Here is a 13,753-nt window from a genome sequence, read left to right as displayed (position 1 = left end):
GTGTATTTGTCAAACGCGTGCAGCGATTTGTCGCGCCCTACCCCGCTTTGCTTGTAGCCGCCAAATGGCACGGTGATGTCGTCCTCGTCGTATTGGTTGACGTGCACCGTGCCTGCGCGCAGCGCACGCGCGATGCCGTGGGCGCGGTTGATGTCGCGCGTCCAAACAGCCGCCTGCAGGCCGTAGATGCTCGCATTGGCCTGGCGCACCACCTCGGCCGCGTCGGTGAACGGCATGACTGACAGCACCGGGCCAAAAATCTCCTCACAGCAAATCTTCATTTCGGGCTTGACGCCGGCAAAGATGGTCGGCTGCACATAGCAGCCGCCGCTGTCGCTCATGGCCTGTTCGCCACCGTACAACAGGCTGGCCCCTTGTGCCTTGCCGCTTTCGACATAGCGCAGCACCGTGTCCATTTGGGTTTTGTCCACGATGGCACCCATGATGGTGTCCGGGAGAAGCGGATTCGCGGGGGCAAATTTGGGGGCCATTGCCACGGCCTTTTCCAGAAACTGTTCCTGGATGCTGGCTTCGACAAACAGGCGCGACGGCGCGTTGCAGCTTTCGCCCTGGTTAAAGAAGATGCTGCCCACGGCGGCTTCCACTGCCTTGTCCAGATCAGGGCAGTCGGCAAACACGATGTTGGGCGACTTGCCACCGAGTTCAGTCCAGGCGCGTTTGAGGTTGCTTTGGCCAGCCATCACATGGATTTGTTTGCCGACGCGCGTGGAGCCGGTAAAGCCGATGCAGTCCACGTCCATGTGCAGCGCCAGCGGCGAGCCCGCCTCGGGGCCGTAGCCGGGCACCACGTTAAACACACCGGGGGGAATGCCAGCCTCGATCGCCAGTTCTGCCAGCCGCAGCGCGGTCAAGGGAGATTTCTCGCTGGGCTTGAGCACCACCGAATTACCCGCAGCCAACGCTGGCGCGATCTTCCAGGCGGCCATGATCATCGGGTAATTCCACGGCACGATGACACCGACCACGCCCATGGGTTCGCGGGTGATCAACGCCAGCGCGGTGCTGGGCGTGGGGGCAATTTCGTCGTAGATTTTGTCCACCGCCTCGCCATACCAGCGGATGCAGTTGGCGGCGCTGTTGACGTCCACCGCGCGTGAATATTTGATGGGTTTGCCCATGTCCAGTGTTTCCATCAGCGCCAACTCTTCGACGTGGATCAGCAACTGGTCGGCGAACTTGATCATCACGCGTTTGCGCGCGGCTGGTGACATGCCACACCAGCGCTTGTCTTCAAACGCGGCGCGGGCAGCGCTCACCGCTGCGTCGATGTCGGCCTCGGCGCAGCGGGCGACCTGAGTCAGCAGACGGCCATCGACAGGGGAGATGCAGTCGAAGGTTTGCAGGGTGCGGGCGGAAGTGCGCTCACCGTTGATGAAGGCCCGGCCGTCGTAGATTGTGCTCATGGGTGTCTTCCTTGGGTTTAGTTGATGTTATTGGGTCAGGTTGGGGCTGGTTGGCGTTGGCCCGCAGAATTGGTGTCAGAGCCCAGTTTGGTTTGGCGCTGTCAACAGTGCCAGACTTGTTGGGCCGAACTGGGATCCGACCCCGAATCTGCTACACCGGTTTGCACCAACGTCTGTAACGGCAGAACTGCTCTTGGGTATCGGGTTGCCTTCTGCGCCTCATTTGGGTTGCAGGGCGGCCAGTTCGGCGCGGGTGGCTGCGGCTATTTCGCGCTCACGCTTGCGGGTTTGGCGGGCTACCCAGACGCTGTAGGCGATCACAACAAAGGTCACCGAGACGATCAGCAAGGTAGCGGCGGCGTAGATGGTCGGGTTGATGCCGCGTCGGGCGTAACCAAAAATGACTTGTGGCAAGGTGTTGACACCTGGGCCGGACAAAAATTCAGAGATCACCACGTCGTCAAAACTCAACGTGAACGCCAGCAGGTAGGCCGCCAGAATGGCCTGAAAGATGTTGGGCATGGTGACCAGAAAAAACACCTGGAACGGGCGGGCACCCAGGTCCATCGCCGCTTCTTCTATGGCGCGGTTCATTTCCAGCAGGCGGCTTTGCACCACCACCATGCCGTAGGCCATACCCAGCAGCGTGTGGCCCAGCACGATGGTCAACATACCACGCTGCGGCCAGCCAAACGCGTTCTGAATGCCCACCATCAGTAGCAGCAGCGACAAGCCGATCACCACTTCAGGCATCACCAGCGGGGCATTGACCATGCCGGAGAACAGCGTGCGTCCGCCAAAGCGCCGGTAGCGCACCAACACAAAGGCCGCGAAAGTGGCCAGTACAGCGGACGCAATACCAGACGCCGTGGCCACCTGCAACGACAGCCAGAAACCATCCACAATCTTGGTGTCCTTGGTCAGCGCTTCGTACCAGCGTAGCGAAAAACCCGTGAACTGCGCATCTTGCCGTGTGCTATTGAACGAGAACACGATCATGAACATCAGCGGCAGGTACAAAAACAAAAAGGTCAGCGCCATCCACGCCTTGCCAAAGTAACGGAGCAGAAAGTTGTTCATGAAGCGCTCCCTAATGGCGTGGCTCGGCCGCTTCGCCGGTGTAGTGGTAGTAAATCGCCAGCGGAATCACGATCAGCCCAATCATGATGACGGCCAATGCCGAGGCACGCGGCCAATTGTTGCTGGTGAACATTTCATCCCAAACCACCCGGCCAATCATGATGTTTTCCGGGCCACCCAGCAGTGACGGAATCACAAATTCACCGACACAGGGAATGAAAACCAGCATGAAACCGGCGATGATGCCGGCCTTGGACAGCGGCACCGTCACCAGCCAAAAGGCTTTGAGTGGCGTCGTACCCAGGTCGTACGCAGCTTCGAGCAGACGGAAGTCCATCTTCACCAGATTGGCGTATAACGGCAGCACCATAAACGGCAGATAGACATAAGTCATGCCGACCAGCATCGAGACATTGGTGTAGAGCATCTGGATCGGCTCGCTGATGATGCCCAGCGCCAGCAACACCTGATTGATCACACCCTGATCGGCCAATATACCCTTCCAGGCATACACACGCAGCAAAAACGAAGTCCAGAACGGCAACATCACCATCATCAACAACGCCGGGCGCACGCTGGCCGGACTACGGGCAATGAAATACGAGAACGGGTAGCCGATCAGCAGACAGAGCATGGCCGTCGCCAGCGCGTAGGCAATCGAGCGCGCATAGGCCTCGATGTAGATGGTCTGAAACAGCTGCCCGCTCTCCTCGGCCGAGCGAAAGATCGTCCAGTAGTTTTCGTACTTGAGATGCAGCAAGCCGGTGCTGGAGTCCCAGATTGGCTTGAACGGCGAGATGTCGTTGCCCATGTCGACAAAGCTGATGTACAGCAGAATCAAAAAAGGCAACAGAAAGAACACCACCAGCCAGGTGAAGGGCAAGCCGATCACAAAACGCCTTCCTGGCATCTTGATTGTGGGTAAGTTCATGACAGCACCCCGGTCAATCGCGCAGCAACACCGCGTCGGTGTCGTCCCACCAGAAAAACACCTGGTCTTCCCAGGTGATGTCGAGCATGTTCAGGTGCGAGCCATTGGGCTCGGTGATCTTCATGCGCTTGCCCTGTGGCGTGACCACAATGTAAGTGTTGTAAGAACCAAAGTAAGCGATTTCCTTGACCTGTCCATTGAACAGGTTGCGGTTCAGTCCCGGTGGAGCCACCTTGCCAATGCTGACTTTCTCAGGCCGCACTGCCACCGCCACCGGCATGCCCAGCGTACCGCTGATGCTGTGTCCCACGTGGATCTCGCCAATGGCGGTCTGGGCAGCGCAATGGTCTGGTTCATCGACACTGAGCTTGCCATCGAGCATGTTCACGCTGCCAATAAAGTCGGCCACAAATCGGTTGCGCGGGTATTCGTAGATTTCTTGCGGTGAACCCACCTGCTGCACCCGGCCCTTGCTCATGACGGCAATGCGACCGGCCATGGTCATGGCCTCTTCCTGATCGTGCGTCACCATCACACAGGTCACACCGACTTTTTCAATAATGTTGACCAGTTCGAACTGGGTTTGCTCGCGTAGCTTTTTGTCTAGCGCCCCCAGCGGCTCGTCGAGCAGCAACACCTTGGGTCTTTTGGCCAGGCTGCGCGCCAGTGCCACGCGCTGCTGCTGCCCGCCTGACAATTGGTGCGGCTTGCGTTTGGCATAGGGGCCAAGTTGCACCAGATCGAGCATTTCACCCACCCGTTGCTGGATATCCGCCTTGGGCAGGCCCTCGCGCTTGAGACCAAAGGCGATGTTCTCCCAGATGTCCAGATGCGGAAACAGCGCATATGACTGAAACATCATGTTGAACGGTCGCTCATACGGTGCCAGACCTGCCACGTCCTGCCCGCTAAGCAAAATCCGCCCCGAAGTGGGTTTCTCAAACCCAGCCAACATGCGCAGCAAGGTTGACTTGCCACAACCCGAACTGCCCAAAAGGGCAAAAATCTCGCCTTGTTTGATCGACAGATTGACCTCATCGACGGCCAGCGCTTCATCAAAGCGCTTGACCAGCTTTTCGGTGACCAAATAGTCTTTTCGGGGGTCTTTGTCAGCCATGTGCTCACCTCAGGCTCGCGCCGCGTCAATCACAAACACAAAAAAAGGCTGTTCGTACCAACGGTACCAACAGCCTTGCTTCACTCAGCAAGCGCGATCATTTGCCTTTCTTGAACGCGTTGTAGGCCGTGGCCATGGCTTCGCGGGCTTCATTGCTGAAGCTGGACGGCGCAATCATCTTGGCGAAGTAGTCAGCTTCAACAAAAATCGTCTTGTTGCCGGCAATTTCAGGCTTGATCTTCTCAACCGCTGCCTTATTGGCGGTGGGGTAGTTCATCTCGTTGGTCATCAAGGCAGCGTTTTCTGCACGCAGGTAAAAGTCGATGAACGCCATGGCGTTGTTGGGATGTTTGGCATCCTTGGTGATGGCCATGGTGTCAAAGAAAATCAAAGCGCCGGTTGAAGGCAACAGAGACTCGATCTCGTCCTTGGATTTGTTCTCTTTGGCACGACCCGCTGCAATGTTGATGTCGCCCGACCAACCGATCACCACACAGGCTTTGCCGCCGGCAATGTCGTCAATCATGGTTGAACTGAACAGGCGAACGTCCTTGCGTACTTTGGCCAGCATTTCTGCTGCGGCCTTGTAATCTTCGGCGTTGTTGCTGTAGGCGTCCTTGCCGATGTAATGCAGCGCCACCGGGATGATCTCGGTTGGGGAGTCCAGATAGGCAATACCGCAGGATTTGAGTTTGCTGGTGTACTCAGGCTTAAAGACCAGGTCCCAGGCGTTCTCAGGCATGGGTGTCTTGCCCAAAGCCTTGGCAACCTTGGTCTTGTTGATACCCACAGTAGTAAAACCCCAGGCCCATGGCACAAGGTGCTTGTTGTCGGGGTCGGTATTTTTGGCCAGGGTGGCCATGATCGGCGCATCCAGATTGGCCAGATTCTTGATCTTGGCTTTATCCAGTGGCTGGAACATGCCACCTTCGATCTGTGGCTTGGCAAACACCGAACCAGGCACCACGATGTCATAACCGGTACTGCCTGCCACCAACTTGGCATGCAGCGCTTCATTGGTCTCAAAGGTGTCGTAATTGACTTTGATGCCGGTTTCTTTCTCAAAGGCGGCAATCATGCCTTCAGGGATGTAGTCAGGCCAATTGTAGATATTGAGCACTTTTTCTTCAGCAGGTGCCGGTGCGGGGGCCGGGGCACTGGCAACCGGTGCCGGAGCCGGCGCAGCAGCCGGTGGCTCTTCTTTTTTGCCACATGCGGCCAAAACCAGCGCCGACAGCGCAAAAGTTGCAAGGTACTTCTTCATCATGAAACAAACTCCATCAAAGAGAAAGAAAACGAAATCAGAGAAAGGGGAACGGCTAGTTTAAGGTCTAGCAAAAACCAGACCACAAAATTATGAGCCAAAATACTCAGAGCAAACCCTTGGCTTGCAGATCCTGCAGCGTCAAATCCAGCGCCTGGCGTATCAGACGCATCAGTTCGTCGATCTCGACATGGGCCAAGGTGAGTGGCGGCGCAATGATCATGCGGTCACCTACGGCGCGCATGATCAGACCGTTGCGAAAACAGTGCCCGCGGCAGACCATGCCCACCGCATCGTTTTCATTGAAGCGCTCTTTGGTCTGCTTGTTCTTCACCAGCACCAGACCTGCCACAAAACCGCAGGTCTCGGCCATGCCCACCAGCGGATGGTCGTTGAGCTCTGCATAGCATTTGGCAAAGTACGCCCCCGCCTCGCCGCGCACGCGCTGCGGCAGTTGCTCGGCCTCCATGATTTCCAGATTGGCCAGTGCCACGGCGCACGCCACCGGATGCCCGCTATAGGTGTAGCCGTGATTGAACTCGCCACCTTTTTCAATCAGCACTTTGGCCACCCGATCGCCGACCATCACGCCGCCGAGCGGAATGTAGCCGCTGGTCACTGCCTTCGCAAAGGTCACCAGATCGGGTTGGTAGCCAAACTTTTCGTAAGCAAACCAGTGCCCCAGGCGGCCAAAGGCGCAGATCACTTCGTCGCTGATGAGCAAAATGCCATATTTGTCGACGATGCGCTGAATTTCGGGCCAGTAACTGGCCGGTGGGATGATCACGCCGCCGGCGCCTTGAATGGGCTCGGCGATAAAGGCGGCCACCTTGTCAGGCCCGATCGCCAGGATTTTCTCCTCGAGCCAGCCAGCTGCACGGATGCCAAATGCGTCCGCCGACTCACCCGGTTTGCCGTCCTCAAAGTAGTAAGGCTGGCCGATATGCGTGATGTTGGGGATAGGCAAATCACCCTGCGCGTGCATGCCGCTCATGCCACCCAGTGAGGCACCCGCCATGGTGCTGCCGTGGTAAGCGTTGTGCCGGCTGATGATCACCTTGCGCTGCGGCTGACCCAGCAAATCCCAGTAGCGGCGCACCATACGCACGTTGGAATCGTTACTCTCGGAACCGCTGGATGAAAAGAACACATGTTCGAAGCTGCGGCCATGCACCGTCGGTGCCAGCGAGGCCAGCTTGGCGGCCAGCTTGACTGCGGGCACGTTGGTGGTCTGGAAGAAACTGTTGTAAAACGGCAGCGTCATCATCTGCTGGTGGGCCGCGTCGGCCAATTCCCTGCGGCCGTAACCAACGTTGACACACCACAGGCCGCTCATTGCGTCAAACAGCTTTTCGCCCTCGGAGTCCCACACATAAACGCCCTCAGCGCGGGTGATCACGCGCGCACCCCGGGTGGCCAGGTCGCCGTGGTCGGTAAACGGATGCATGAAATGGGCGCTATCAAGCGTCTGGATATCTTTGGTGTGCACCGGTTCGGCGGCGGTCGTATCGGTCATGAATTGCGTCCTTTTATATGAAAATAAGGCTCCAGCGCTTGTCCTTTAAGCACTAAAAGCTATACATGCAATAGCAAATGTTCACGTTCCCAAGGCGAGATCACTTTCATGAACTCCTCAAACTCGAGTTCCTTGATCTCGGAGTACACCGTGATGAACTCCTTGCCCAGCACCTCGTGCAGGTCGGACTCCCGGCGCAGCCAGTCCAGCGCTTCACCCAGACTGCGCGGCAGCGAGTACGGTGCCAGGTAGGCGTCGCCCTTCATCTCGGGCTTGGGCTTGATCTTGTTTTTCAGGCCCAGGTAACCACAGGCCAAGGTCATGGCCAGCGCCACATAGGGATTGGCATCGGCACCAATTACCCGGTTCTCGACCCGGCGCGCCGCAGGGGACGAGATCGGTGAGCGGATGCCCACGGTGCGGTTGTCATATCCCCACTCGATATTGATGGGTGCGGCTGTGTGCCGCGCCAGGCGGCGGTAGCTGTTGACGTAAGGGGCAACCAGCACCATCGCCGCCGGAATGTAGTGCTGCAGGCCGCCGATGTAATGCAGAAAGTCGTCCGAGGGGCTGCCGTCCTCGTTGCTGAAAATGTTGCGCCCGGTGAGTTTGTTGACAATGCTCTGGTGCACATGCATGGCGCTTCCAGGTTCGCCGGCAATCGGTTTGGCCATGAAGGTCGCGTACATGTCGTGGCGCAGGGCCGACTCACGTACCGTGCGCTTGAAGAAAAACACCTCGTCGGCAAGGCCCAGCGGCTCAGCGTGAAAGAAGTTGATCTCCATCTGCCCGGCGCCGATCTCGTGGATCAGTGTGTCCACGTTGAGCTCCATCTTGTCGGAGTAGTCGTAGATTTCTTCAAACAGCGGGTCAAACTCATTCACCGCGTCGATGCTATAGGCCTGGCGCGAGGTTTCCGCACGACCGCTGCGGCCAATCGGCGGGCGCAACAGCGTGTTGGGGTCGGTGTTGCGCGCGGTCAGGTAAAACTCCAGCTCGGGTGCAACGATGGGTTGCAGGCCATCAGCAGCAAACAGGTCACAGACGCGGCGCAGCACGGTGCGCGGCGCAAACGGCACCAGATTGCCCAGGTGGTCAAAACAATCGTGAATCACCTGCGCGGTAGGGTCGGTAGCCCAGGGCACGATGCGCACGGTGGAGGGGTCGGGGCGCAACTGCATATCCTTGTCGGTCGGGTCGATCACATCGTAATACGGACCACTTTCGGGGAACTCGCCGGTCACCCCCATCGCCACGACCGACTGCGGCAGGCGCATGCCGCGGTCTTCTGTGAACTTGACACGTGGCAGGATCTTGCCGCGCGCCACGCCGGTCAGGTCAGGCACCAGGCACTCCACCTCGGTCACCCGGCGCTCATTGAGCCATTGCTCAAGATCGTTGAAATTCATCGATTTTTTATCGTTCATGGTTTACTCCTTAAGACGTTGAGCCGGACAACGCCATCGGGCCAGCTGCGCATTGTGCGGGTTAAATTGGCTCACAATCAGGGCCATTTGATTTCCTTGCATGGTGCCACTTGCGGCATCAGTGCCCTCATCCTGTTCAGACCACTGTAACCCAGACCGCGTCACCACACCATGCTCTCCGAACTGTTGTTGACCGAACTCAACCACCTGCAACACAGCAAGCTGCCTTTGCATCGTCGGCTCTATGAGGCCTTGCGCCGCGCCATTCTGGACGGCAAGCTGGTGGCAGACGAGCGGCTGCCGTCCAGTCGTGACCTGGTACACGACCTGAAACTGTCGCGCAACACGGTGGTGGCCGCCATTAACCAGCTCAGCGTTGAAGGTTACCTGGTCAGCCGGGTTGGCAGCGGCACGTTCGTCAATGCCGAGGTGCCCAAACCGGCACCGCGTCGTGCCCACGCCCTGACGCACCAAAACAGCCCGCTGTCGCACCGAGGGCAAGGGTTGAGCACCCAATTTTGTGCATCTGATCTGGAAGTGCAGCCCTTCACCCCGGGCATCGCCGATTTCAGCGCCTTTCCGGTGGCGCTGTGGCAACGCCTGCAAAACAAACACTGGCGCATGACTTATCCCGACATGCTGGACTACAGCAGCGCCGGTGGTTACGCCCCACTGCGCCGCGCCGTCGCCGACTATTTGCGCGTGTTTCGCAGTGTGCCGCTGGATGACGAGCAAGTCATCATTACCAGTGGCACCCAGGAGTCGCTGGAACTGTGCGCTCAACTGCTGGCGGACCATCAGGACACGGTGTGGATCGAAGACCCGGCCTATTGGGGCGCGGTGAAAGCGTTCATGGCGACCGGCCTGCGTCTGCATGCGGTTCCGGTGGACGAGCAAGGCATCGCGCCCCGGGCGCACGATCATCAGAGCCCACCCAAACTGATCTACGTCACACCATCACACCAATACCCCACCGGTGCCGTGATGTCGCTGGCGCGACGCCAGCAGTTGCTGGCACTGGCGCGCCAGCACAAGGCCTGGGTGCTGGAAGACGACTATGACAGCGAGTTTCGCTTCAGTGGTCCACCGATCTCGTCGCTGGCCGGGCTAGACACAGACGGGCGGGTGTTGTACCTCGGGTCTTTCTCCAAGGTGCTGTATCCGGGGCTGAAGCTGGGGTATCTGGTGGTGCCCAAGGGCTTGGCTGTGGCGTTCAAGCGCGCTCATTACGACCTGAACCGCCCCGGTCAGATGCCGTTGCAAGCCGCCTTGGCCGAGTTCATCGACATGGGGCACTTTGCCAGTGCCCTGCGCCGCGCCCGTCAGAGCTACGCGCAACGGCGCCAGAGTTTGCTCACAGCGCTGCAACCCTGCCTGGGTGAACATGCCCGCATCACCGGTGCCGAGCAAGGACTGCATTTGTGCATGCGCCTGCCCGACACGCTGGATGACCGGGCGCTGGTGCAGCACATTCGCAAAACCGGCATGATGCTGCGGCCACTGTCAGCCTACTGCCTGCAACGCAGCGATGCACGCGGTCTGGTGATTGGTTACGGCTACGCACCACTGGCCGACATTGAGCACTTTGGGCCGGCTCTGGCGCAATTGCTGATGTCTCAAAGTGCATCCTTCAACCGGTGAAACAACATACCCAGCACCAGACTGGGGGTGCGCAGCAGCGGACCACCGGGAAACTTGTGGTGTTGCAGGCTGGCAAACAGATCAAACTTTTCCGCCTGGCCGGCCAGTGCCTGCGCCACCAGCTGTCCGGCCAGCCCGGTCAGCGCCACACCGTGACCGCTGAAGCCCTGCAGGTAGTAGATATTGGGAGCCACGCGGCCAAAATCGGGCGCGCGGTTCATGCTGATGTCAACGAAACCGCCCCACAAAAACTCCACGGGCACGCCTTTCAGCTGCGGAAACACCGTCGCCATGCGCCTCGCCATGAGGCTGCGCAGGTTCAACGGGGTTTTGGTGGAGTAACTGACCCGCCCGCCAAACAGCATGCGGTGGTCGGCGCTGAAACGAAAATAATCCAGAATGAAGTTGTTGTCGCAGGCTGCCGCAAGGCTCGGGATCAGCTCGCTGCAAAGTTTGGCATCCAGCGGCGCGGTGCCAATCATGTAGGTGCCCACCGGCATGATGCGCGCGCTGATTTCCGGGGCCACTTTGGGTCCATATTCGGGCAGGGTGCAATTGCCTGCCAGCACACAGAATGCCGCCTTGACGCTGCCGGTGGCGGTGCGCGCCGTCAGGTTTTGCCCACGTATCAGCTGCAGTACAGCCGAGTGCTCAAAAACCCTGACTCCCAGGGATTGCGCCGCACGCAGCAGACCCAGCCCATACTTGAGCGGATGCAAATGGCCCGAGGTGGTGTCAAAAGCCGACGCGTGGTAGATCGGGCTGTTGATGTGCCGCCGTACATCGGCACCGGTCAGCAGCTCAGCTGCAAACCCGTAGTCGCGCGCCATGCCGTTGATTTCCTGTTCCAGCGCACGCGCTTTGCGTGGCGAGTCGGCCACATGCAAATAGCCCTTGACCCAGTCGCAGTCAATGGCAAAGTCACGAACGCGCGCGTCGATCAGGTCGAGCGACTGCATCGACATGTCCCACGCCAACCTTGACTTGGCCGGACCCAGCTGATGCTCAAACGGCTCCTGGCCGCTGGCATAACCCACAATCGCCTGCCCGCCGTTCCGCCCGGAGGCACCGCTGCAAACGCGGTCGGCTTCCAGCAGTACCACCGAGTAGCCGCGTTGCGCCAGCTCGATGGCAGCGGACAGGCCGGCAAAACCAGCGCCCACGACCACCACGTCAGCTGTCGTATCCCCCTGCAGCGGCAGCAGCAGCGCCGGGCGGACAGCACTGGCCTCGTAATAACTGTTCTGGTTCAGCTGGGTATCCGAGTCAACCAACATCTCAGTGCTCCGATGCTACGGGCTTGGCCACCTGACCACACAAGTAGGTCCAGACAAACGTGGCTGCTGCACTGCTGGTGAGCTCGGCGTGATCATAGGCCGGCGCGACCTCCACACAATCCATGCCCACCATGTTCAAGCCGGACAGGTCTTCCAGCAGAGTCAGCACCTGCGAGCTGCTCAGTCCACCCGGCTCGGGGGTGCCAGTGCCGGGCGCAAAGGCCGGATCCAGACAGTCGATGTCAAGTGTCAGGTAGCAGGGTCGGTTGCCCAGCCGTTCTTTGATTTGTGCCACCACCGGTTGCAGCGTCGCACCATCGAGCCCACGCAAGCTGCGGGCGGTAAAAATCAGCCCACCCTGATCCTGCACGTATTCACGCGCGGCCCGCTCGCCGCTGGAGCGCAGGCCGATCTGCACGGTGTGCCGGGCGCTCACCAAGCCCTCCTGCAGAGCCTCGTAAGTCCACGTGCCGTGGCCCGATGGTTCGCCAAAGTGGTCGCGCCAGGTGTCGCAATGCGCATCGAAATGCACCAGCGCCAGCTGGCCGTACATGGCATGGGCAGCACGCAGCAGCGGCAGAGTCACCGAGTGGTCTCCACCCAAGAACACGCAGTGGTGCTGCGCCATCCAGGTTGCGGCTTGTATCTGGATCTGCCGGCGAAGTTCGGGCAATGGCGAAGCGTTGGGGAGGTACATGTCGCCACCATCGCCTAAATGACCGAGCGGCGTGACGTCAAAATGCGGATGAATCCCATCACACAGCATCAGACTGGCACGGCGAATTTCCTGCGGTCCAAAACGTGCACCGGGCCGATTGGTGACCGCGCCGTCAAACGGCACCCCCACTACAGCAAAGCGCTGTTGTGCCGACGCCGGGGCGGCCATAAAACGGTTGCTGTTGCTGGCGTACGCAAATTGACCGATAGACATACGAGCGGACTCCTGTTGAAACGCGTAGTTGGCCCCGATGGGCCAACCCTGTCAGTTTCGCCGCTTTCCGAGCACGCATTGGGGCCAATTGGCGCACTCGGTGACAATCCACTGCGCCACTGTAAGGACTGATCGCCCGACATTTGGCCGAAAGCTAAACAAACTCCTCGCGATGAACCCCGCTGTCACCTCATCCCCTCACCCGCCCCGCTGGCTGGCCTACTCGCTGCTGGCGCTAAGCATGTCGCTGGTGGGCAGTTATGTCGCTTTGAGCAAGCCGCTGGTGGCAGCGCTACCGGTGTTTCTGCTTGCCTGGTTGCGTTTTGGCATTGGCTTGCTGGCCATGCCACACTGGTTGATCAAGCCACCTGGCGAGTCACCCATGACGCGCAAAACGCGTTGGCTGATTTTTCTCGAGTCTTTTTTGGGCAACTTCCTGTTCACCATTTGCATGCTGTTTGGCGTCAGCATGACCACGGCCGTATCAGCGGGCGTGATCATGGCGGCCATACCCACCATGGTGGCGGTGCTGAGCTGGGTGTTTCTGCGCGAACGCATTGGCCCCAGGGTGTGTCTGGCGATTGTGCTGGCGGTGCTGGGGATCGGCTTGTTTTCACTATCTAAATCAGAGCTACAACCTCATTTGAATAAAGCGCTTGATACCAATTTATCATCAAATAATCAATGGCTGGGCAATGTGCTGGTGTTTGGCGCGGTGCTATGTGAAGCGGCCTACGCCGTCATCGGCAAAAAACTGACGGGCAGCGTGTCCCCCAAACGCATCACGGCGCTGATCAATCTGTGGGGGTTTGCGCTGATGACACCCATGGGACTGTACGCCGCCTGGTCATTCAACTTTGGCGCCGTGGCGGCGGGCAACTGGTTGCTGTTGCTGTTCTACGCGCTGGCCGCGAGTGTGTGGACGGTCTGGCTGTGGATGACCGGGCTACAAACCGTGCCCGCCTCTCGCGCCGGGGTGTTTACCGTGATGCTACCCATTGCCGCAGCAGTGGTGGGGGTGCTGGTGCTCGGAGAAACGCTAAGCGTGGTGCAGATGTTCGCATTCGGGTTGTGCTTGGGCGGTGTCGTGCTGGCAACTTTGCCCGGCACCGATCGATCCGGCCATTAGGGTGATGACAGCCCTG

General features: G+C 59.1%; 11 protein-coding genes. 2 read left to right on the top strand and 9 right to left on the bottom strand.

Features of this window, described 5'->3' with window-relative positions; translation table 11 throughout:
- From KBF66_RS12285 to KBF66_RS12255, 7 genes are all read right to left on the bottom strand, one after another.
- On the bottom strand, nucleotides 1-1,424 hold a 1,424-nt coding region (locus KBF66_RS12285; protein WP_296656900.1), incomplete at its 3' end, for an aldehyde dehydrogenase.
- Nucleotides 1,425-1,643: 219 nt separating this feature from the next.
- A complete protein-coding gene (locus KBF66_RS12280; RefSeq protein WP_296656898.1) occupies nucleotides 1,644-2,504 on the bottom strand; it encodes an ABC transporter permease subunit in 861 nt (286 codons plus the stop codon).
- A gap of 10 nt (nucleotides 2,505-2,514) precedes the next feature.
- Nucleotides 2,515-3,435, bottom strand: a complete 921-nt coding sequence (locus KBF66_RS12275; RefSeq protein WP_296656896.1) for an ABC transporter permease subunit — start codon at nucleotides 3,433-3,435, stop codon at nucleotides 2,515-2,517.
- A 13-nt stretch (nucleotides 3,436-3,448) separates the two neighbouring features.
- Nucleotides 3,449-4,552 (bottom strand): ABC transporter ATP-binding protein, encoded by a 1,104-nt coding sequence (locus KBF66_RS12270; RefSeq protein WP_296656894.1) that lies wholly within the window; start codon nucleotides 4,550-4,552, stop codon nucleotides 3,449-3,451.
- Nucleotides 4,553-4,649: 97 nt separating this feature from the next.
- On the bottom strand, nucleotides 4,650-5,816 hold the full coding sequence (locus KBF66_RS12265; protein WP_296656891.1) for an extracellular solute-binding protein: 1,167 nt from the start codon (nucleotides 5,814-5,816) through the stop codon (nucleotides 4,650-4,652).
- A gap of 106 nt (nucleotides 5,817-5,922) precedes the next feature.
- Nucleotides 5,923-7,332 carry an aspartate aminotransferase family protein gene (locus tag KBF66_RS12260; RefSeq protein ID WP_296656888.1) on the bottom strand — a complete coding sequence of 470 codons (1,410 nt, stop codon included), beginning with the start codon at nucleotides 7,330-7,332 and terminating at the stop codon, nucleotides 5,923-5,925.
- Between the two features lie 59 nt (nucleotides 7,333-7,391).
- Complete coding sequence (locus tag KBF66_RS12255) at nucleotides 7,392-8,759, bottom strand: glutamine synthetase family protein (RefSeq protein ID WP_296656886.1); 1,368 nt, start codon at nucleotides 8,757-8,759, stop codon at nucleotides 7,392-7,394.
- A gap of 171 nt (nucleotides 8,760-8,930) precedes the next feature.
- On the opposite strand from KBF66_RS12255, the gene KBF66_RS12250 reads away from it, so the two are divergent.
- Nucleotides 8,931-10,400 (top strand): PLP-dependent aminotransferase family protein, encoded by a 1,470-nt coding sequence (locus tag KBF66_RS12250; protein ID WP_296656885.1) that lies wholly within the window; start codon nucleotides 8,931-8,933, stop codon nucleotides 10,398-10,400.
- On the opposite strand, the gene KBF66_RS12245 is transcribed toward KBF66_RS12250, so the two are convergent.
- Nucleotides 10,376-11,677: an FAD-binding oxidoreductase gene (locus KBF66_RS12245; protein ID WP_296656884.1), complete on the bottom strand. Its 1,302-nt coding sequence runs from the start codon at nucleotides 11,675-11,677 to the stop codon at nucleotides 10,376-10,378. The two genes, KBF66_RS12250 and KBF66_RS12245, sit on opposite strands and share 25 nt — an antisense overlap.
- A gap of 1 nt (nucleotide 11,678) precedes the next feature.
- Nucleotides 11,679-12,608, bottom strand: coding sequence for an agmatinase (gene speB / locus KBF66_RS12240; RefSeq protein WP_296656883.1), 930 nt, complete (start codon nucleotides 12,606-12,608; stop codon nucleotides 11,679-11,681).
- A gap of 172 nt (nucleotides 12,609-12,780) precedes the next feature.
- Here speB and KBF66_RS12235 point away from each other — a divergent pair, with 172 nt between their 5' ends.
- Entirely contained in the window at nucleotides 12,781-13,737 is a 957-nt protein-coding gene (locus tag KBF66_RS12235) for a DMT family transporter (RefSeq protein ID WP_296656882.1), read from the top strand.
- The last annotated feature ends 16 nt before the right edge of the window (nucleotides 13,738-13,753 follow it).

This window comes from Rhodoferax sp., assembly GCF_018063565.1.
Taxonomy (GTDB): Bacteria; Pseudomonadota; Gammaproteobacteria; order Burkholderiales; family Burkholderiaceae_C; genus Rhodoferax.
The sequence above is the reverse complement of the archived record's forward strand: the minus strand, read 5'-3'. Positions and strand labels throughout refer to the sequence as shown.